Origin of the sequence: Nonomuraea fastidiosa (assembly GCF_042751225.1) — a bacterium.
In the GTDB taxonomy this organism is placed as follows: Bacteria; Actinomycetota; Actinomycetes; order Streptosporangiales; family Streptosporangiaceae; genus Nonomuraea; species Nonomuraea fastidiosa.
On sequence record NZ_CP170570.1, the window covers coordinates 4,412,817 to 4,432,913 of the forward strand.

The window sequence follows — 20,097 nt, forward strand, 5'->3', positions numbered from 1 at the left end:
TCCGGCTCCGGGAGGGCCAATGTTCGATCACTCGCTGCCGACGACGCCTGGCGCGATCATCGGCTACCGCCGCGACGGACGCCCGATCAGGCTGATCGCCGGGGGCTCCGAGGGAGATGCGGGAGGAGGCGAAGGCCAGCCGCAGGGCGAGCCGCAGAGCGGTGGCGACGCTCCTGAGGCCGAGGTCACGCCGCCTCAGCAGTCGGGGACCATGCCTGACCCGCTGCACGCGCTGCGTCAGCAGGAGGAGCAGGTGAATCCGGATGCGCTCAGGGTGGACCAGCTCCCCCAGTGGGCGCAGAAGCTGATCCGCGAAACCCGCGCCGAAGCGGCGGAGTTCCGCTCCCAACTCCGGGAGGCACAGAAGGCCGCCGAGCAGGCGAAGGGCCCGTCCGCTGAGGAGATCACTCAGCAGGTGCAGGCTGACTTCGCGCAGCGGCTCGGCAAGGCTCTCGGCCTGATCGGCGAGGAGCAGGTCGAGCTGACGCCGGAGCAGATCATCGAGCAGCTCACCGCCGAGCGGGACATGACCGCCAAGGAGCGGGACGAGGAGCGGGCGCGCCATCGCCGTGCGCTGCTGGAGCTGGTGGTGCATCGCACCGGCCTGGCGCTCGGCGCGGACCCGGACGCCCTGCTCGACAGCCGCAGCTTCCTGAAGAAGGTGCGGGACCTGGACGTTGACGCCGACGACTTCGTGCAGCAGCTGCGCGAGGCCATCGAACTCGCCGTCAACGAGAACCCCAAGTTCAAGGCCGGCTCCTGGCGGGGCCGCCGCCTCGCTCGGGAGGGGAGTTCGCCGGCGGGCCTGGCGGGCGCAGCCCTTCGTCCGAGCCGTCCATCGACGACTTCCGCAAGCAGCGTGCTGCACGGAGGCCGCAGTGACCGCCAGCGGTACCGCTGGCGATGTGAGAAAGGCGAAGGCCCGATATGGCTAACAACTTCCTGACGCCGTCCGTGATCGCTCGGCAGGCGCTCGCGAACCTGTACGAGACGACTGTGATGTCCCAGCTCGTCTACCGCGACTACGAGGAAGAATTCGTGTCCAGGATCGGTGACACAATCACCATCCGCAAGCCCGCCGTCTTCGACGCGAAGGACTTCGACAGGAGCGCGGGCATCGAGATCCAGAACGCGGTCGAGGGCAGCATCCCGATCACCCTTGATCGGTTTGCGGACGTGAGCTTCGCTGTCACCGCCGAAGAGCTCACGCTGGACATCGTCGACTTCAATGCGCAGCTTCTCGCGCCCGCGTGCGAGGCGATCGCCCAGAAGATCGACCGGGACCTGCTGAGCCTGCGTTCCGACATCACCCAGCAGGTCGGCCTCGACGAGGAGACGAACGAGGCGTTCAGGTACGCCAACCCGCGCGTGGCGATCGCGGCGCGGAGGGTCCTGAACCAGCGCAACGTGCCCGCGACGGACCGCTACATCGTGGTCGGTCCCGAGCAGGAGGCGCTGTGGCTGTCGGACGACCTGTTCAACCGCGCCGATGCGCGTGGCGACACTGAGGGTCTGCGTGAGGCGAACCTGGGCAGGCGGGTGTTCGGGTTCGATAGCTATCAGACCCAGAACATCAAGGAGCCGGAGTTCCAGGCGTCGGACCCGGCCGGGACGCAGCTGCCGGACCACGAGATCGGCGTCGCGTTCCACCGGACCGCGTTTGCCCTGGTCACGCGCCCGTTGGTGTTGCCGCAGGGCGCGGCCAACGCGCACGTGGAGAGCTACCGCGGCTTCGGGATCAGGGTGGTGATGGACTACGACATCACCCACAAGCAGGACATCGTCTCCATCGACACCCTGTACGGCGTCAAGACGCTGGACCCGCAGCGCGCCGTGCTGATCACGACCGGCAACACCAAGACCAAGGCGTAAAGGGGTCCGGATGCCCGGCATGTGGGTGTATCACAACCGGAACACCGGGGAGACGGTGGAGCTGCCGAAGCGTAACCAAATCATCGAGTGCTGGCCGCAGTGGACGATCGTCTCGCGGCCCGATGAACCGGACGCTGCGGCGGCCACACCCGCGCCGGAGCCCGCCGCAGCGCAGGCTCCGGTCGGCCCGACGCCCGATGTTCCTTCCGGTCCTCCGCCCGAGAGCGCGAGCAAGGCGGTGTGGGTCGCGTACGCGGTCTCGCGCGGCATGGCGGAGAGGGACGCCAACGCCCTGCGCAAGGCGGCCTTGATCGAGGAGTTCGGCCGAGAGGACGACGACGATGGCTAGGGAGAACCTTACCGTCACCGACATGAGCCGCGCCGGCGTCGATCTGACGGCCACGCTCACGGCCGCCGTGGCGGACGGGCACGCCTACGGCTACTCGTCGCGGCGTCAGGTACGGCTGGTCAACGCCGCATCCGAGGCGCGGACGGTGACGGTGGTCATGCCCGGCAGGGTGGACGACCAGGAGTTGCCCGACCGACCGTACGTGCTGGCGCCTGGCGCTGATCTGCTGGTCCCTCCGTGCCCGCCGATCTACCGGCAGAGCGACGGCATGGTGTGGATCAACTACGACAACCCGGACGGTGTGTCGGTGGCGGTGTACGAACTGCCCGCCTAGGGCGGAGAGGAGGCCCGCGATGGCTGTGGTGTACGCGACCTCGGACGACTACGCGGCCTTCACGGGCCAACCGGCCCCCGAGGGCATCGACGCGGCGCTCGCTCGTGCGTCGGAGCGGATCGACGAGCTGCTGATCGGCGCGGTGTACGACGTCGATGAGCAGGAGATGCCGACCGACCCGGTCAAGCGGGAGGCGATCACGCGCGCGACGTGCGCTCAGGCCGCGTGGTCGCTGGCGCTGGGCGATCCGTACGGGGTGGCCGCGGCGTTCAAGGACATCTCGATCGGGTCGGTGCGGCTGGGCGGACGGAACACCGAGGGCGGGTCGCCGAGGCACGCGCCGGACGCTGCCCGGATTCTGCACGTCGCCGGTCTGCTGCCAGGGTACGCGTTCGACACGGCGGCGTGGTGATCGCATGCTTCCTGACTGGCTGCTCAGGCATGTCGCGGTGATCGAGCCGTTCCAGGGTGAGGGCGCCTACGGCGTCATCTACGGTCCTCCCGTGACGGAGCGGTGTCTCGTCGATGATGAGCGGCGACTCGTCCGCGACGCTCAGGGCGCCGAAACAGTGTCCGATACGACGATCTTCTTCCGGCCTGGCGTGCACTGCCCGGAGGGCAGCCGCGTCACGGTCAACGGCCGCGTCACCACGGTGATCGCGTCGTTCTCGCGCAACGGCGGCGGACTGCCGACGCCCGACCATGTAGAGGTGGTGTGCCGCTGATGGCTAAGGCCAGCGTGACGTTCGACGTGGACGTGCGGCTCGACCTGAAGCTCGGGCCGGACATCATCGAGACCGAGCTGAACGAGGCCGCCTCGCGCGGCCTGTACCTGGCCGCCGAGCATGTCCTGACCGAGGCGGGGCCGCGTACGCCGTGGCGTACGGGCGACCTGGAACGGTCGGGCGACCCGGCTGAGCGGCCGGGCGCGGTTGCCGTGGACAGCGGGAAGCTCCGCGCCGCTCTCGGCTACGACATCGTGTACGCCGCGAGGCAGCACGAAGAGCTGGAGTGGCAGCACCGCATCCGAGGCGAGCCCAAGTGGCTGGAGAAGACGCTGCACGCCGAGGCCGACACGATCCACAAGATCATCGGCACGCAGATCGAAAGGGCGCTACGCGGATGAGCGACACGTTCTCCCGTGACCTGCTCACCGGCCTGGCGGTGCTGCTCGCCGACGCCGGCGTCGGCGATTGGGACCCTGTCGGAGCGTACGGGCCTACCCAGCGGGCCATCACGCTCGGAGGCCTGCCCACCAAACCCGATGAAGCGATCTCGTTGTCGATCTACGGCACCGGTGCCGGCGGCGACGACCCGGAGCAGTCGGACTCGACGGTGCTGGTGCAGGCCCGGATGCGCACTGCATCAGACCCCCGAGTCGTCGGCGACTACGCCGATCAGGTATTCGCGGCCTTGCACGGCCGGTCGAACCTCACCTTGTCCACGGGCGTGGTGGTGCTGCTAATCCAGCGGACCATCGTGGCCGCGCTGTCGCGTGACTCATCCGGCCGATGGGAGCGGCCGGACAGCTATGAGCTGATGGTGGTCTGGCCGACGCCGTACCGCGACTAGCTCCCACACCTGGTTTCCTTCGCGCCGTCCCGCAGCAGCGGGGCGGCGCTTTCGCATGCACTGAAGGAGTAACGATCATGCGAAGCCTGCTGGCGCGTGACTGGAAGCTGGACGTGGACACGTCCACGCCGGGGGCCACCGAGCCGATCTGGACCCCTGTCAAGGGACTGACGAAGTTCGAGCGCAGCTCGGACGACAACACGGAAGAGGACGGCGACTTCGACGACGAGGTGGGCTACGGCTCCTCGGTCGTCACCGGCCGGACCTGGCAGATCGAGGTGGAGGGCCGCCGCAAGCGGACCGACGACCCGGTGTTCACGCCGGACCCTGGCCAGGAGGCGATCCGGCGGGCCGCGCAGATCGTCGGGTTCGCCGCCACCATCAGGGTGCGCTGGTACCGGCGTGACGGCGCGCCCGACGCCTACGAGGGCGTCTGCAACGTGATCGACTACACCGAGGGTGGCGAGACCACGGACCTGGAGCCGTTCTCGTTCACGCTGATCGGCCAGGGCGCCCCGACTGCGATCACTAACCCGGTGGCGGGTCCCTGATGCCGTTCAAGGATCTCGACGAGTTCTTCGACCCCACCCTGAAGCTGCCGGTCGGCGGAAAGACGTATGTCATTCCGCCGCCCTCGGCCGAGGTGGGTCTGCTGTGCCAGCGGCTCATGCACGCCAGCCTGACCGCCCAGTCCGGGCAGCAGGTAGACGAGGAGGGCCTGAACCAGCTCGCCGAGCTCGTGTTCGACGACGAGCAGGAGAAGGACCTGTACCGCACGATCCTCGGCCCGGTCTGGGACGAGCTGCTCGCCGATGGTGTGGTGTGGCCGAAGATCCAGCACATCGGGCAGACCGCGCTGGTCTGGGTCGCGGCAGGTATGGAGGCCGCAGCTCAGCACTGGGAGGCCGGCCCGGTGGGGGAAGCGGCGGCCCCGACTCGGACGGCAGCCGCGGCGGCGAAATCGACCCGAGCACGGGGCTCCGCGAGTGGTACGACCCGGACGACGGCCTCTCGACGACAGGCCGCCGCGTCACCTGGCAAGACCTCCTGACCAGGTGGGGGCTCGTCGAGGCTGATCTGCACAGCGAGTACGGGATCGACCTGGACGAGCCCGGCCTGCTGCGCGCCAGGTCGTGGCGGTGGTTGCAGGCCCGCGTCGTGGGCCTGCTGACCGCTGACACCAGGATCGCGCGGGCGCTCGACCCGGGCGACGATACCGTGAGCCGCCGCAAGCGGCACTAGCGACAGCGCTACCGCTGTCTTTTTTAGCCACTCCTCCCCTCGCCCCCCTTGTTGATTTTCGAGAGGTGGCGACCCCATGGCGCTCAATGTCGGTGATCTGTTCGCCACCATCCGCGTGCGCAACCAGTCGCGGGGACCGATCCGGCAGTTCAACAACGACCTCGAAGAGGCGTCCAAGCAGTCCCGGATCAGCCTGGGATCGATCGCCTCGAACGCGGCGTCGATGGCCACGCGCCTGACCACCATGGCGGCGGCCGGGTCGATCGCCGCCGGCGGGCTCGCGACCGCCGCACAGGGCGGTGTCGCGCTGGTGGCCGCGCTCGCGCCCGCGGCGGGCATCCTCGCAGCGCTGCCGGGCGCGATGGTGATGGCCAGGACGGCCACGGCCACGCTCCGAGTCGCGCTGCTCGGGGTGTCCGAGGCGTTCTCGGCCGCGCTGGATGACGACCCGAAGAAGTTCGCTGAGGCGATCGCAGAGCTGTCGCCTGCGGCGCGGTCGGCCGCGATGGAACTCCGGGCGGCCAAGCCCGCCATCGACTCGCTGAAGTCGTCGGTTCAGGACGCCTTCTTCCAGCCGCTCGCCGGCCACATCACCGCCGCGGCGTCGGCGCTGTCCGGGCCGCTGACGGCTGGTATGTCCGGCGTCGCGCGCGAGTTCGGTCTGGCCGGTGCGGCCGTGGCGCGGTTCGCGGCGTCGTCGGCCACCGCGTCGGCCGTCTCGTCGATCTTCGGGTCGTTGCGGCAGACGATCGCAGCGCTGCGGCCGGCCGTTGAGCCGCTGCTGGCCGGGTTCCGTGACCTGTCGGCCGTGGGCGCCCGGTTCGCGTCTGGGTTGGCGCCGGGGATCGCGGCCGCGGCCGCCCGCTTCGGCGAGTTCCTGTCGCAGGCGGCCTCCAGCGGCCGGGCGCTCAGCTGGATGGAGGGCGCGCTGGAGGTCTTCCGGCAGCTCGGCACGATCGCCGGGAGCGTGGTCGGGATCTTCCGGTCGGTCTTCCAGGCGATGAAGACCGGCGGGTCGTCCGCGCTCGGCGTGATCGGGCAGCTTGCCGCCCAGCTGAACGCGTTCCTCGCGTCGGCCGAGGGCCAGCGGATCTTGGTCACGATCTTCCAGAGTCTGTCGCAGGTCGGCTCGGCGCTCCAGCCGATTTTCCAGGCGTTGGGTGGCGCGTTGGCGCAGGTCGCGCCGCATATCGCCAACATCGCGACCGCCTTGGGGCCGGGGCTCGCCGCTGCGGTCTCGGCGCTCGGCCCGGCTCTGGCGGCGCTCGGGCCTGGGCTGACCACGGTCGCGCAGATGCTGACGCGGGCCTTCTCCAACCCCGAGCTGCAGGCCGGGCTGCTCGCGCTCGGTCAGGGGCTGTCGGCGGCGCTCGCGGCTGTGGCGCCTCTGCTGCCGGTTGTGGCGCAGCTGGCGGGGATCTTGGGTCAGGTCCTCGGCGTCGCGCTGACGAACCTCTCAGCCGCCCTAGGGCCGCTGATCAGCACCCTGGCCAGCGCCCTGGACCCCGCCCTTCAGTCCATCTCGGCCGCGTTCGCCCAGCTAGGACCGGCCATGCAGCCCGTCTACGCCGCGTTCGGGCAGATCTTGGGCGCGATCGTGCAGCAGCTGCTTCCGCCGGTGCTTCAGCTCATCCCGTCCCTGCTCAACGGGCTGGTGCCTGCCTTCGCCGAGCTGCTCCGGGCCACTCAGCCGGTCATTCCGATCATGACCGATTTGGCGGTGATGACCGTTCAGCAGGTGCTGCCTGCCCTGCTGCCCCTGCTGCCCATGCTGACGAAGCTGGGTGTCGGGTTCGCGCAGTTCGGAGCCAAGGTGGCGGAGATCGTCGCCCAGCTGCGTCCCGCGATCGAGAAGGGTGTCGCGGTCTTCCAGTGGCTCTACAACGTGCTGATCGGCCACAGCATCATCCCTGACCTGGTGCAGGGAATCGGCACGTGGATCGGCACCAAGCTGATCGGCTTCTTCCGCGAGATGCCGAGCAACATCCAGCGGGCCGTGGCGAACCTTGGCCCGGTCATGGAGAGCATCGGGGCGAACCTGATCAACTCGTTCTGGAACAAGATCCAGTCGCTGAGGAACTACCTCTACAACAACATCCGGAACTTCTTCGCCAACATCGTCAACTCGGCCAAGAGCGCCCTCGGCATCCACTCGCCGTCCAAGGTCTTCGCGTGGATCGGCCGCATGGTGCCCGCAGGCATGGCCAAGGGCATCATGGCGGGCTCGGGCATGGTGGTGTCGTCGCTGCGGAAGGTCGCCGCGATGGCGGCCTCCACGACGATGCCGACGCTGTCGCCGGGGATCGACGTGCCGTCCGGAGTCGGAAGCGGCGCGGTCGGGCGGACGGTGATCAACCAGACCAACTACTACCCGCAGGCCGAACCCACGAGCGTGAGCGTCAACCGTGGGTTGCAGCTGGCGGGTGCCCTGGGGGTGATCTGACGTGCCGTCGTACACGCTGGACGGTGTTCCGCTGGATCATCCTGCGGGCTGCTGGCGGCTGAAGAAGGGCACTCAGCGCAGGCCCCTTCCTGGAGCCCGCGCGGTGCGCGTGTCGGTCACGGGCCGGCCAGGCGAGCTTCCGATCGTCGGCCTCGACCACGAAGCGACATCGTTCTCGCTGACGTTCGTGGTGACCGGCGCGACCCCGGCAGGGACGGACGGCGGGTTCCAGCAGATGGAGGCCAACCTGGAGGCCCTGTCGGCGCTGCTCGGCACCCGCAACCGACTGATGAGCCTGCGCTACCAGGCCGGGAGCATCGTCCGGATCGCGGACGTGACGATCACAGCCGCGTCGGAGCCGGAAATTTGGGTCGGCGCGGCCCGCGCCCGCTTCAGCGTTGTCGTCGAGGTGCCCGGAGTGTACTGGAGAGACGAGGCGGAAGCCACCTGGCAGGGGTCGGTGACCGCCCCCGACCAGGTGGTGACCACGCTCGCCGGAAGCACCGCGCCTATCACCGACGCGCTGATCCGCGTTACCGGGCCGGCCACCAACTTCACCCTGACCGACATGGCCTCCGGCGGCTCGATCGGGATGACCGTGTTCTTGGCGAACGTCATCCCCGAGGGGCAGCGGCTTCTCATCGACGCCGCAGCGCAGCGGGCCGCGCTCGTTGGCACCGACACGTGGGATCTGGACGGAGGCACGGACCGGACGGGCGCGATGGTGGTGTCCGGGCCGGGTTCGGCCACCCGGTGGATCCACCTAACGCCCGCGATCGCGCTCGGTGACCCCTTCTCGCGGGCGGTGATCGTGTCGTGCTCGGCGACCGCCACAACCTCGGAGTCCGCCGTGGAGATCCGGGCTCGCCGTGCCTACCTATAGGGATCGCCTACCTGTAGGGATACGGAGCAGCCGTTACTGCTGAGCTTGAAAGCTTGCAGGTCACGCGGCATCTCACTACTGATCTGGTTCTGACGGATTTGGATCGTGTTTAGCCTCGTCGTCAATCCTCGTGCTGTGACGTTCCAGCACGGCGATCCAGACTGTCGAACACGTTGGTTAGTTGAGGTCTATGAACCCAGGGGCAAGGGCTTCAGGAGGGACCAACGACTCGCGAGCCTGATGCAGGTTGCTACGGCCTAACATCGGTCGTGCAGGGGCGTCGTAGGTCGCCCAGGAAAGCCCGCTACCTTTTTCTGACCAGCGGTTACGCTGAACTCTGGTGTCCCCGCTAGACCGGGATTTCGATCCCCTGATGCTCCGGCTAACTAGTCTAGAGGGAAGCTGATCACGACGATTTTTGATGTCGCAGCGGGGTGCACATAGTACGGGTGCTGGACGGAGCTCGCAATTTTCTCCTGCCAGATATGGCTGAAGCCTAGTGGTGCGGTTCACAAGAAACGTCGTCGTAAATATTGACGGGGTTTCCGCGATGATTGCTACAACGAACTTGCAGACTTGCTAGACTCTTCGACGAAGCCTCAGCCGGGACATGTCGGTATTAATCGGACACTCCGGCGGGCAACGAAAGACCCCGCCGCTGGCTCCGAACCGTGAGCGGGGTCCTCGTGATCGGGCTCAGCTAGGCGTCTGGCGCTTAGCTGAGCCCCCTCAGGGTCAGGACCAGCTCCAGCGAGAGGATCGCTAGCTGCAGGAGCTGCAAGAGCAGCTCGTTGTCCGGACCCATGGAGCCCATGGCATGCATGGTTCCCCTTCCCCGGATCGTTCCCATTGGGAGATCCGCTAGATAGTTTCGTCAAAGCGTCCAAATGGGACTTTTTGTCCCGATTTGGACGCTTCGCAAGAAACTGTCGTGCGGCAGGGGCTTGCGTTGCCGCGAGTTCCGGTGAGTCAGTCTAGCGCTTCCTGTGCGATCGCAAGCCATTCTCGGCATGCGTAATTTTCATTGCGAAATACATCACCGTCACGCACGGTAATCACTGCGTAATTACGTCGCAGCGACGTGTGGACTTATTCACTTGTCGAGGTGGCGCAATGCCTTTCGACCTGCGGCTCATGGTCTACAACCCCAATGGGGGTCGGCGCGGCATGCTCGCCCACCCGCTCCAGATCCAGGCCGCGTTCCCGCTGAACGACCTGCCGTCGCTGCGGTTCTCGTACAGCATGCGTGCGCCCGGCGCCGATCTGATCGCGACTCCGTGCGAGATCGGGCTGCAGTGGTCGGCGGACTGCGAGGTGTGGACGGACTACCCGGAGGGGCAGTTCCTGCTCATCCGGCGCGAGGGAGAGCAGCTCGATCAGTCGGAGGTGTGGACGTTCGACTGCCCGTCCTACCTGTGGACGCTGCAGAAGGCGGTCACGTACGCGGCGTCGGGTGTGGAGCCGACCAACGGCAACCGTATGTTCAACTTCACCAGCCAGGCGGGCGTGATCTTGCACACGCTCCTGACCGAAGCTCAGGCGAGGGGAGCGCTGACCGGGCTCGGGTGGACGTTCACCGCCTCGGCCGACTCGTCGGCGGCGGCGTGGCAGAACCCGATGGCGCTCGGTATCCCGCTCGGCACGGACCTGCTCGCGGTGCTGCTGCGGCTCGTCTCGTACGGGATGTGCGACTTCCGCATGACCGGGCCCAGACAACTGTCGGCGTACGTGCCCGACACGACGCTGATGCGGGACCTGGCGTCGGGCACAGCGCCGGTCGAACTGCGGGCCGGCCGCGACGTGACCGCCGCTCCGGACGTGGCCACCCTGGAAGACCTCGCCAACGCGGCGTACGTCGTCGGCGACAACAACATCCGCCAGGAGGTCGTCAACGTCAACGCCAGCCTGCCGTGGGGGCGGTGGGAAACCAGCGCACGGGAGGTCGGAATCACCGCCACGGCGTCGGCCAACACCATCGGCACGGCCCTCGTGCTGCGCGGTGCTCAGCCGAGCACGCAGCGGACCCGCGAGATCACCATGTACCAGGCGCGGTGGCTGCCCCTGCGCGACTACGTGCCCGGTGACGTGATCCTCGCGCCGGGCGCTGGCGGGGCGCTGGAACGGATGCGGGTCCGGCAGATCACGCTCACCCGGTCACAGGGCGGTGTCGTCGCCGGGAACCTCGTGCTGGCCGATCGGCGCGAGGACTACCAGGTGCGGGTAGCGCGGCAGCTCGCCGCGCTCGCCGCGCGCCCTTAGGGGACATCGAGGAGGACTCGTGCAGGTCATCCGGCCAGGCCGGGCGGAGCGGTTCGCGCTGCGGCTGGCGGTATACGAGCCGAACGGCGATCGCCTCGGCTCCCTGCCTCATCACCTCGGGTTCGAGGTCGGTATGCCGCTCAACGACACCTCATCGCTGAAGCTCACCTACCCAGCCGCAGGCGTCGGCGCCGGCCTGCTGGCGCAGCCGTGCGAGATCGCGGTCGAGTACGCGGTGGACGGCGGCCAGTGGGTGGAGCCGGATGGAGGGCGGTTCCTACGGATCAAGCGCGGCAGCGACAACATGGATCTGTCGCGCACGATGACGTTCGAGTGCCCCGGCTGGTCGTGGCAGCTCCGCAAGCTGATCATGTACGCGGGGCCGGTCATGGCCGACGGCAAGCGCCCGTTCTCGGCCGTGTCGGCGGGGGCGATCCTGCGGACCCTCATTGATGAGGCGCAGGCGCGTGGCACCTGCCCCGGCCTGGACACCGACTTCTCGACGACGCGCGACAGCGCAGGCCAGCCCTGGGACAAGACACTGACCTTGGAGCTGGAGCCCGGCGTTGATCTGCTGACGCTGCTGATCAACCTGTCCGAGCAGGGCGTGCTCGACTGGACGATGCGCGGCCGCACGCTGCGCGTGTTCAACGAGGGCACCGAGCTGGGCCGGGATCTGGCCGGTGGTGTAGCGCCGGTGGACCTGCGGTTGACGCGCGACATCGACGAGGCCCCGGACTCTGCGACGCTGGAGGACTTGGCCACCGCGATCCTGGTCCGGGGCGAGGCGGGCCTGAGCGTGGTGGTCACCAACCCTTCGGCGGTCGCGCCGTGGGGCCGCTGGGAGACATCGCAGTCTCAGGGAGGCGTGTCGGATGAGGGCACGGCGATCCTGCTCGGGACCAACGCGCTGGAGCGGGCCGGCCGGGAGCGGGCGCAGCTGACGCGCGGTATCCGGTTCGAGGCGGCGCGGTGGTTGCCGTTCGAGCACTACCGGCCGGGCGACGTCGTGCTCGCGCCGGGCGACCAGGGCGAGATGGAGCCGTTGCGGTTGCGGCAGATCACGCTCACCGTGTCGGGTGAGGGCGAGCTGTCCGGCAACTTGGTGTTGAATGATCGTTTCCTGGAGTGGGAGATCCGGTTGGCCCGGCAGGCTGCGGGCATCCTCGCTGGCGGCGTCTCTTCCGGTGGTACCGGTGGTGAGCCCGCGCCGGAGCTGCCTGGCGGCCGGGTCGCAGCGCCGCCGCAAGGACTCATCGTGGAGCCGGCCGCGTACGTCGACGAGTACGGGTGGGCGCGTGGTCAGATCACCGCGACGTGGTCGCCGGTCACCGCCGACGTGAACGGTGTGGCCATCGAGCCGGACCGGTACGAGCTGCACGCCCGCGTCAACGAGGTCGAGGAGGAGTGGCGGCTGATCGCCACCTCCGACACCACCACTGCCACCTACAGCCCGCTCGTGATCAACCAGACGTACGGGTTCAAGGTGCGCGCGATCTGCCAGGGCACCCCCGGCGAGTTCTCGGACGCGGTCGTCGCGCTGATCCCCGACGACGTGCCGCCGCCGCCGGCGCCGTCCGCGCCGACGCTGTCCACGCGGCTCGGCGTGATCGAGGCGGCCTGGGACGGGCTCGCGCACACCGGAGCCGAGATGCCTTCGGACTTCGATCTGCTGCGCGTCTACATGGCGGCCGCCGAGGACGGCCCGTACGAGGTCGTGGATCACCTGAGAGCTGCCGGGCACGTGCTCATCACGGGCCAGCCGTACAACACGCCGCGCTGGATCAGGTTCACCGCCGTGGACCGGCGCGGGAACGAGTCCGAGCCATCCGCGTCCGCGTCGATCTCCACGGTGCCGCTGGTGGACACCGACATCATCGGCCAGGTGATCTCCGGTGCCAACATCCAGCCCGGCACGCTGAACGCCGCTGATGCGGTGATCGCGAACACGATCACCGGTGCCCTGATCCAGGCAGGCGCGATCGACACGGGGCACCTGCGCGCCAACAGCGTGACAGCGGACCAGATCGCGGCCGGATCGGTGACCGCCGCGGCGCTCACCGCCGATGCGGTCAACGGTAAGACGATCACCGGTTCCGTCGTGCGAAGCTCGGCGACCGGCCGCAGGTTCGTCCTCGACAGCTCCACCCTTGACCTGCGGTTTTACCCGGCCAACAACAGCAACTACACCAGGCTCTACGCCGAGGACGGCTGGTATCCGGGCGAGACGACGACTTTCATCACGTCGGGACAGAACCAGTTCGGCTCGGCCCGCGCTGAGCTTCAGGTCGCGGCCGGGCTGATCCGGCTCGGTATCCGTAACCCGAACAACCATACGCGGATCGGCGGCGGCCTGGACGTGGCCGAGGACTACGCCCTGTTCGGGTATGACGACGGCTCGGTCAACTTCCAGTCGTACATCTATCTCAACGCCACCGGCCGCTTCTACATCCGAGGCCGGGTGTGGGACAGCGGAGAGGTCAGCCCGTACGACGCGTTCGCGGCGGGCTCGTTCAGCATCGGGGGTGCGTCGTCGCCGAACTGGGTGATCTACCGGTACGGGCCGCCGGGCTCGACCACCCCGATGGCCACCAACATGGGGCCGGTCGTCACGTTGCGGGACGGCGGCTCCGGTGGCCCCACCGCCTGGAACAACAACTACGTGCCGAAGGCGTGGGCCATCACCGCCTCCAGTACTGAGGGCTTCCAGGTCAACTTGGCCAACGGCACCAGCTTCGCCGTCTACTTCTGGGCTCACCGTCACTAACGAGGAGGACGTGCATGTCGTCCGTGATGCAGGTGTGGGACGCCGAGCTCGGCTACTCCCGCGCCGCGATCGAGCGCCGACCGGACGGCGGCCCGATCACGATCGATCCGGCCACGCCGGGCGGGGAGCCGATGTGGGGCGTCTGGATGACCAACCCGGCTGGCGGCACCGGCGTGATGATCATGCCGCACTCGATCTTCGAGTGGCGCAGCGCCGCGTACGGTATCGACCCCGAGGACCACGAAACCCTGCTCGACGTGGTGCTGCACGAAATCGGCATCCCCGATCCGGCCAACCCGCCGCTGGAACCCGACCCGGCCCACACGGCGATCATGGAGGCGACTCGGGACCTACCGACTTGCTGGACGCCCGGTGTGCCGGATCGTGATCGGCTGGCCGCGCACCTGGAGCGTATTCGGCTGGTCAAGGAGCACCTGTTCCGCATGGGGCCTGCGCCCAGGGCCGACCGGCAGGGCGCCCTCGAGTTCGTGGGGTCTTCGCGTGTGGCTCCGCCCGATCCGTTGGAGCCGATCCGATCGACCATGCGGCTCGATCCGGTGCGGGTGGAGGCCAAGCGGATGGCTCTGGACTGGGGGCGCGAGACCTCCCACCGGTCGGTGATGCCGACCTTCGCGCGTAAGCCGCCGTCCACCTTCCTGTCCGCCGCCCAGCACGAGGAGGGGGCTGTCGCGTGACCGGGATCGTCTGGGTGGATGTGTTCGCGATCGTGACGATCGTCGGCGGCGGTGTCGCGCTGATCTGGAAGGGGATCTCGCTGCTGCTGCGCAAGCTGCGCCGCCTGACGCATCTGGTGGATGACTGCCTGGGTGAGCCTGCCCGGCCGGGCGTGCCTGCGCGGCCGGGGATCTTCGAGCGGATCGCCCTGATCGAGGCCGAGCTCAGGCCCAACCACGGCAGCAGCCTTCGGGATGTGGCCGACCGACTGGAGCGCGGCCTGATGCGCGTGGAGGACGGCCTGGCCGCGCACCTGGAGCAGCACCGCGCCGACCAGCGGCGGAACGACGGCTGATCGCGTGAACGTGTTCCCCGTCGCAGATGGCGGGGCGCTCGTCGTGCCCGCTGTCCTGCCTTTCCGCCTGACCGAGGCGGACCTGAAGTTGACCGTGGCCGACTGGCTGGCACTCAACCGCAAGGAGGAGATCGTGACCGTGCCTGAGGACGACGAGCCGCGGCCGGTGGCGCCGTGGATGGACGCGGATGTGACCGAGGACGACCCGGATCAGTCGTGGCTGCCGCAGACGCCGGGGTCGGTCGTCGAGGACGAAGATCCGGAGGTGGATGGTGGCGAAGTCGCCTGAGGATCGTCTGCTGGACGTGATGCGGAGCCAGCTCGGCTACACGGAGGGCCCGTCTGGGTGGACGGTGTTCGGGTCGTGGTGGGCGAAGCGCCACAAGAAGCCGGACTGGTGGGCGAGCGAGCCGTGGTGCGACATGTTCGTGTCGTGGGCGGCGAATAAGGCGGGCCTGCTGGCGGTGGTGGGGGACTCGGCGTGGACGCCGGGGCACGCGCAGTGGTTCAAGGACCGAGGCCAGTGGGGGCACAAGCCCCGCAAGGGGGCCGTGGTCTTCTTCGACTGGGCGGGCTCGCGGGACATCCCCGCGATCGACCACGTCGGCGTGGTGGAGTCCGTCCGCAAGGACGGCACGGTGGTGACGATCGAGGGCAACACCGGCAACCAGGTCAAGCGCCGTGTCCGGTCGATGAACGTGATCGCCGGCTTCGGCTACCCCGCCTACGGAGGCAAGAGCACAACACCCACCGCGGCGACGTCCTGGACGGAGGAGATGGTGAAGACGCTCCCGCTGCTCAAGCGCGGCAGCAAGGGCTATGACGTCAAGACGCTGTTCTACCTGCTCCACGCGAGGGGCTACGGCGTCAACAGCGCGATCATCGACGACACGGTGTTCGACGCGCCCCTGGAGGACGCGCTGAAGGCGTTCCAAAAGGCGGCCGGGCTGACGGCGGATGGCCAGTGCGGCCCGAAGACCTGGCCGAAGCTGCTGCGCGTGGGCTGACCGCCCCCGACCGGATCGTGAAGGCTGGCCCGTCCGGGTCGGCCCTTTTTCATGCCCTGAGGAGGATCATGATGCACGCCGAGCCCGTGACCTACGGCAGAGCGCCCGTGGAGGCGAAGGTGAAGGCCGCGACGGCCGGCTCGTACCTGGGCCTGGTCGCGGTGCTGGCCGTCCTTCAGGCGGTCAACGCCGACCTCGACCTGATCAGCTTCTTGCCGGACTGGCTGGAGTCGCTGGCGGTGCCGCTGCTGCCGGGCTTGATCACGTGGGTGTCCGGCTACAAGGCGAAGCACACTGCGCGGCCGGACCTGCCGATGGATCAGCGGTAGCCCCGCCCGGACTCGCTTCGACCTGCCTGGAGGGGCAATGACGACGACAATCACCATCACGAGCGACGACGCGACCGTGAACTGCTGTTGTTCCAGTCCGCCGCCTCCGGCCGCTGCCGTGCTGCGGCCGGAGGACATGTACGGGCTGTCGTGCGCGACCGTGCTGCCGGAGCACGGCAACGGTGCGGATCCGCTGTATCGGCAGCTGGCGTGCGCGAAGGCTGTTCTGCCTGCGGGCAGGGCGATCACCCACCTGGGGGTGCTGCTGTCCAGCCCGGCGCGAGGCAACCGGGAGGGTGGTGAGTCGCGGCTGGCGGTCTACAGCGACGCGGGTGACCTCGTCGCCGCGACGGCCAACGACCCCACCCTGTTCACTACGGCGGAAGGGTGGGTGTACGCGCCTCTGGATTCTCCGGTGGCGGCTGCGGCGGAGGACCGGATGATCTGGCTGGCCGTTCTCGTGCCGTCGTTCGCCACCTCGCAGCCCGGCTTCATCATGGTGGAGAACCCCATCTATGACGAACCGGACATCTACAACCCGAACGGCGCTCGCGCTATCACCCAGCCCGACGCTCTGCAGCTGCCCGCCAGCATCGCTGGTGAGCAGCTGAACATGACCGTGCTGGTGCCCATCGTTGGTGTCGATCGGTCGGAAGACGGCACTTGATCCGAGCGGGCCTGCCGCTGGATATAAGAGAGAGCCCCGCCCGCCTCTTCTGAGGCGGGCGGGGGCTCTCGCCGTGTTCAGGTGAAGGCGAGCGTGCAGAAGGCGTTGCGGACGGTCGCGATGGGCTCGCGGGCGCGGCTGAAGAAGAGCTTGTTCGTGAGCAGGACGGCCCACCGGGCCTGCTTGGGGGAGATCCACAACGCGGTGCCGGTGAAGCCGTAGTGGACGTAGACGTCGTCGCTGGCGGGGTGCCAGAACAGGCCGCGCCTGGGCGCGAGGTCACCGGTCTGGATCTGCAGCGACTCCGTGACCCAGGCGTCCCCGAAGCCGGCCCAGGGACGGGATGCAGGAGATGCTGCTGGAATCGCGCCAGGTCGTTCAGGGTGGAGAAGACACCGGCGATACCGCAGACGCCGCCGAGCAGGCGGGCCGAGAAATCGTGCGCCACACCCCGCAGGTGGGTGTCGGTATCGGGGTCGAGCTCAGTCGGAGCGCACCGCGCCCGCTCGGTCTCCGGCAGCGGCCCGAACCTCGTGCCGGTCATGCCCAGCGGCCGCCAGATCAGGCTCGCGGCGAGCCGGTCGAGCGGGGCGCCGGCGAGGTATTCGGCGAGGTAGCCGAGGATGAGGGCGGCGCGGTCGGTGTACTCGACGGCCTCGCCGGGCGGCCGGTGGAGTGCTTCACGGAGCACTCCCTCCCTGACGGCGCGGGGGTCGGTGCCGTACGACGCCTTGAGCCTGGCCCGCAGTGGCACGCCCGCGGTGTGGGTGAGCAGGTGGCGCGCGGTGACGAGGCCGAGCGGACGGCCCGATACCTCGGGCCAGAATGTGGCCAGCGGCTCATCCAGCGGCAGCCGCTGGTCCTCCCACAGGCTGCCGATGACGGACCACACAGCGACGATCTTCGTCAGGCTGGCGAGGTCGAAGATCGTGTCGGGTTGCATCGCTGAGCCGGGGTCGCGAGGGTCGGCCAGCCCGTACGCTCCGCAGTCCAGTATGCCTGCGGCGTTGCCGATCGCCCAGACCGCGCCTGGGAACACCTGCTTGCGCACTCCCTGCTCAAGCAACTGGGTGATTGACGCGTAGGTGTCGTCCATGATGGGTCCTTGTGCGGAGGCGGGTGTTCACTGGCCAGCGTAGTGATCGGTCTGTGCTTGCGCGGCGATCGTCACATGTCGCGGCCGAGCTTTTGCAGCTCGGCCGCGGTGGCCGACAGCGGGTAGCGGGCGGCGTTGCGTCGGCCGGCTTCGCGCAGCTCATGCAGGATCGTTGGGTCGGCTTGTAAGCCGCGCAACACCCTGGTCAGCGCAGGGATGTTGGTCATGTTGACGCCCAGCGCGGAGTCGCCGAGCACTTCCTTCAGGCCGGGCGCGGGGTGATAGAGCACGGGCAGGCCGCACGCCTGCGCCTCCACAGGGGTCAGGCCGAAGGCTTCCAGGGTGGTGGACGGCACGATCAGCACGTCGTGGTCGGGGAAGATCTTCCACAGCCAGCGCCGGGGCAGCCAGCCGAGGTAGGTGTGCGGGCATCGGGATCGGTGCTCTCTGATGGGGTGAGCGGCGTACTGGTCGTGTGGCGCCGCGATGGACAGATGCACCCCGTCGATGGCGGTGACGGCACGGTAGATGACGTTGAATCCCTTCTCGGCGCTGAGACGGCCTGCGTAGAGGACACGGAGCGTGCCGTCTGGAGGCCTGGTGGGGAGCGGCGGCGTGTGGATCAGTTTGTCGGGGATGCCCCACGGGATGTGTTCGATCCGGGCTCGCCGGGCTTCGTTATGGAGCGCGATGAGGCGGTCGGCCATGGCCGACGTTGGCACTACGACCGCTCGGCTGGCGCTGACGGTTTCGGCGAGCACGTGCCGCTGTGTCGGGTGAGCGGCGGCGGTGAGAAGGTCAGTGCCGTGGACCAGCGCGATAGCCGGGTGGCGGGGGAGTAACCGGATGAGAGCGGGCGTCGCGCCGAAAGTCAGGTGCTGGAGGTGGACGACGTCGATCACGTCAGGGCGGACCGATTCCGCGAGCGTGGCGCGGAGCCGATCCACATACTCCCAGAACTGCGCGCCGTCGAGGCATTTACCGTGGGCGTTGACCAGTCGAACGCCAGCGGGCACGTGAGCGCGCGGGTCTCCGGGCAGCATGTAGACCGTGGCGTCGATCAGCGGCATGAGCCCGGTGTACAGGTCATAGAGCAGTTCGATACTGCCTCCGGGGCTGGCCACGGGCATGTCGAGCGCGGTCAGTACAGGGCCGCCGAGCAGCTCGTCGGTCATGGGTGTCGTCCGATCTCTTCGTACAGGCGGGAGACGTCGATCCCGCAGGATCGTGTGTATTTGCGGCCGAGGGCCTGGTAGCTGGCGGAGGCGCCGAAGGTCTGGAGGAAGATGACCTTTCCGCAGGTCATTCCGGGGTAGACCCGCACGGGGCGGGCGACCCGGATTTCCAGCGTCCACTGGATGGCATGACCGGCGTGACCGAGTGGCGCGGACACGTGGACCCAGATGCCGAGACCGCCGATGGTGCGATCGCCGTTGAGGAACTGGGCGTACCGCTCGGAGGCGGTTCGCTCTAGGGTGTGGCCGAGGTATAGCACTCCGGGTTTGAGCACGAATCCCTGCGGTGGCATGACGATTTCAGGGAAGTCCGCTGGTTGCGCGGCGTCGAGGTCGTGGTCGCACACGCGTAGACGTTCGCCGAGCCGCCAGTCGTAGGCGTTCGGCGAGAGGCGATTCTCGTCGTATGGGGTGATGGTGATTTCGCCTGCCGCCACGGCGGCTGCGATGGCCCGGCCGGTGAGGATCACGCTGGCACTCCTGCTGTCCGCGCGTCGCGCCACAGCCGCGACGGCTGCGGCCCAGAGGAGGCTTGGTATTTACCGTGGTAGGGGTCGATGTGGCCGACCGACACGAAGAACATGATCTGGCCGATCCGCATCCCCGGATAGACACGTAGTGGCCGGACGGGTGACAGCATCAGGGTCCATTGGCCGTGGAAGCCCACGTCTCCGATCGGGGCGGTGATCTCGACGAACAGGCCGAGGCGCCCGACCGAGGAGCGTCCGAACAGCAGCGGCACGAACACGTCGCTGCCGACTTCTTCCTGGGTGTGGCCGAGGTACAGCTCGCCGGGCTGCAGGACGAAGCCGGTCGAGTCGATGTAGTGCGTGCAGGTCGGGTTGACGCGGTAAGCGTCGATGATGGGCGTGGCGTAGGTGACCAGTGTCTCGCCGAGCCGGACGTTGTAGCTGTTCGGGTTGACCTGGTCGGGGCTGTAGGGGGTGATGCGGATTCTGCCGTCTGCGACTGCGGCATTGATCTCCGGGCCGGTGAGAATCATGTTCTCCTC

Annotated in this window: 24 protein-coding genes and 1 pseudogene; 20 read left to right on the forward strand and 5 right to left on the reverse strand. The window is 68.4% G+C overall.

Going from position 1 to position 20,097, the window contains the following annotated elements; translation table 11 throughout:
• Positions 1-19: 19 nt before the first annotated feature.
• The 20 genes from ACFMQL_RS20520 (at position 20) to ACFMQL_RS20615 (ending at position 16,754) form a co-directional block, all read left to right on the forward strand.
• Complete coding sequence (locus tag ACFMQL_RS20520; RefSeq protein ID WP_378786591.1) at positions 20-946, forward strand: hypothetical protein; 927 nt, start codon at positions 20-22, stop codon at positions 944-946.
• A complete protein-coding gene (locus ACFMQL_RS20525; RefSeq protein WP_378786592.1) occupies positions 928-1,872 on the forward strand; it encodes a P22 phage major capsid protein family protein in 945 nt (314 codons plus the stop codon). Before ACFMQL_RS20520 ends, ACFMQL_RS20525 begins: the two co-directional genes overlap by 19 nt.
• A gap of 10 nt (positions 1,873-1,882) precedes the next feature.
• Complete coding sequence (locus ACFMQL_RS20530; protein ID WP_378786594.1) at positions 1,883-2,221, forward strand: hypothetical protein; 339 nt, start codon at positions 1,883-1,885, stop codon at positions 2,219-2,221.
• 22 nt (positions 2,222-2,243) lie between these two features.
• Positions 2,244-2,555 (forward strand): hypothetical protein, encoded by a 312-nt coding sequence (locus ACFMQL_RS20535; RefSeq protein ID WP_378786596.1) that lies wholly within the window; start codon positions 2,244-2,246, stop codon positions 2,553-2,555.
• A 19-nt stretch (positions 2,556-2,574) separates the two neighbouring features.
• Positions 2,575-2,967 carry a hypothetical protein gene (locus ACFMQL_RS20540; RefSeq protein ID WP_378786598.1) on the forward strand — a complete coding sequence of 131 codons (393 nt, stop codon included), beginning with the start codon at positions 2,575-2,577 and terminating at the stop codon, positions 2,965-2,967.
• A 4-nt stretch (positions 2,968-2,971) separates the two neighbouring features.
• Complete coding sequence (locus ACFMQL_RS20545) at positions 2,972-3,280, forward strand: hypothetical protein (protein WP_378786600.1); 309 nt, start codon at positions 2,972-2,974, stop codon at positions 3,278-3,280.
• A complete protein-coding gene (locus ACFMQL_RS20550) occupies positions 3,280-3,681 on the forward strand; it encodes a hypothetical protein (RefSeq protein ID WP_378786601.1) in 402 nt (133 codons plus the stop codon). Before ACFMQL_RS20545 ends, ACFMQL_RS20550 begins: the two co-directional genes overlap by 1 nt.
• Positions 3,678-4,127 (forward strand): minor capsid protein, encoded by a 450-nt coding sequence (locus ACFMQL_RS20555; protein ID WP_378786602.1) that lies wholly within the window; start codon positions 3,678-3,680, stop codon positions 4,125-4,127. The genes ACFMQL_RS20550 and ACFMQL_RS20555 overlap by 4 nt, the downstream gene beginning before the upstream one ends.
• A gap of 77 nt (positions 4,128-4,204) precedes the next feature.
• Positions 4,205-4,678, forward strand: a complete 474-nt coding sequence (locus ACFMQL_RS20560; RefSeq protein ID WP_378786604.1) for a phage tail tube protein — start codon at positions 4,205-4,207, stop codon at positions 4,676-4,678.
• Positions 4,678-5,178 (forward strand): hypothetical protein, encoded by a 501-nt coding sequence (locus tag ACFMQL_RS20565; RefSeq protein WP_378786605.1) that lies wholly within the window; start codon positions 4,678-4,680, stop codon positions 5,176-5,178. Before ACFMQL_RS20560 ends, ACFMQL_RS20565 begins: the two co-directional genes overlap by 1 nt.
• Before the next feature lie 267 nt (positions 5,179-5,445).
• Entirely contained in the window at positions 5,446-7,812 is a 2,367-nt protein-coding gene (locus ACFMQL_RS20570; RefSeq protein WP_378786607.1) for a hypothetical protein, read from the forward strand.
• Between the two features lie 103 nt (positions 7,813-7,915).
• Positions 7,916-8,695, forward strand: a complete 780-nt coding sequence (locus tag ACFMQL_RS20575; protein ID WP_378786609.1) for a hypothetical protein — start codon at positions 7,916-7,918, stop codon at positions 8,693-8,695.
• Positions 8,696-9,808: 1,113 nt separating this feature from the next.
• The gene (locus ACFMQL_RS20580; RefSeq protein WP_378786611.1) at positions 9,809-10,954 is read left to right on the forward strand and encodes a hypothetical protein; all 1,146 of its coding nucleotides are present in this window, start codon (positions 9,809-9,811) and stop codon (positions 10,952-10,954) included.
• A gap of 19 nt (positions 10,955-10,973) precedes the next feature.
• On the forward strand, positions 10,974-13,721 hold the full coding sequence (locus tag ACFMQL_RS20585; RefSeq protein WP_378786613.1) for a hypothetical protein: 2,748 nt from the start codon (positions 10,974-10,976) through the stop codon (positions 13,719-13,721).
• 14 nt (positions 13,722-13,735) lie between these two features.
• Positions 13,736-14,416: a hypothetical protein gene (locus tag ACFMQL_RS20590; RefSeq protein ID WP_378786615.1), complete on the forward strand. Its 681-nt coding sequence runs from the start codon at positions 13,736-13,738 to the stop codon at positions 14,414-14,416.
• Positions 14,413-14,751: a hypothetical protein gene (locus ACFMQL_RS20595; protein ID WP_378786617.1), complete on the forward strand. Its 339-nt coding sequence runs from the start codon at positions 14,413-14,415 to the stop codon at positions 14,749-14,751. Before ACFMQL_RS20590 ends, ACFMQL_RS20595 begins: the two co-directional genes overlap by 4 nt.
• 4 nt (positions 14,752-14,755) lie before the next feature.
• Positions 14,756-15,040, forward strand: a complete 285-nt coding sequence (locus ACFMQL_RS20600; RefSeq protein ID WP_378786619.1) for a hypothetical protein — start codon at positions 14,756-14,758, stop codon at positions 15,038-15,040.
• Positions 15,021-15,758, forward strand: coding sequence for a CHAP domain-containing protein (locus ACFMQL_RS20605; RefSeq protein ID WP_378786620.1), 738 nt, complete (start codon positions 15,021-15,023; stop codon positions 15,756-15,758). Before ACFMQL_RS20600 ends, ACFMQL_RS20605 begins: the two co-directional genes overlap by 20 nt.
• 68 nt (positions 15,759-15,826) lie before the next feature.
• Positions 15,827-16,087, forward strand: coding sequence for a hypothetical protein (locus ACFMQL_RS20610; RefSeq protein WP_378786622.1), 261 nt, complete (start codon positions 15,827-15,829; stop codon positions 16,085-16,087).
• 37 nt (positions 16,088-16,124) lie between these two features.
• Positions 16,125-16,754 (forward strand): hypothetical protein, encoded by a 630-nt coding sequence (locus tag ACFMQL_RS20615; RefSeq protein ID WP_378786623.1) that lies wholly within the window; start codon positions 16,125-16,127, stop codon positions 16,752-16,754.
• A gap of 77 nt (positions 16,755-16,831) precedes the next feature.
• On the opposite strand, the gene ACFMQL_RS20620 is transcribed toward ACFMQL_RS20615, so the two are convergent.
• The 5 genes and pseudogenes from ACFMQL_RS20620 to dcd form a co-directional block, all read right to left on the reverse strand.
• The gene (locus ACFMQL_RS20620) at positions 16,832-16,954 is read right to left on the reverse strand and encodes a hypothetical protein (RefSeq protein ID WP_378790283.1); all 123 of its coding nucleotides are present in this window, start codon (positions 16,952-16,954) and stop codon (positions 16,832-16,834) included.
• A gap of 218 nt (positions 16,955-17,172) precedes the next feature.
• Positions 17,173-17,850, reverse strand: a pseudogene (locus ACFMQL_RS20625) (serine hydrolase domain-containing protein); the annotation flags it as partial.
• Positions 17,851-17,921: 71 nt separating this feature from the next.
• A complete protein-coding gene (locus ACFMQL_RS20630; protein ID WP_378786625.1) occupies positions 17,922-19,025 on the reverse strand; it encodes a glycosyltransferase family 4 protein in 1,104 nt (367 codons plus the stop codon).
• Positions 19,022-19,555 carry a hypothetical protein gene (locus ACFMQL_RS20635; protein WP_378786627.1) on the reverse strand — a complete coding sequence of 178 codons (534 nt, stop codon included), beginning with the start codon at positions 19,553-19,555 and terminating at the stop codon, positions 19,022-19,024. Before ACFMQL_RS20635 ends, ACFMQL_RS20630 begins: the two co-directional genes overlap by 4 nt.
• The gene (gene dcd / locus ACFMQL_RS20640) at positions 19,552-20,088 is read right to left on the reverse strand and encodes a dCTP deaminase (protein ID WP_378786629.1); all 537 of its coding nucleotides are present in this window, start codon (positions 20,086-20,088) and stop codon (positions 19,552-19,554) included. Before dcd ends, ACFMQL_RS20635 begins: the two co-directional genes overlap by 4 nt.
• Positions 20,089-20,097: the final 9 nt, after the last annotated feature.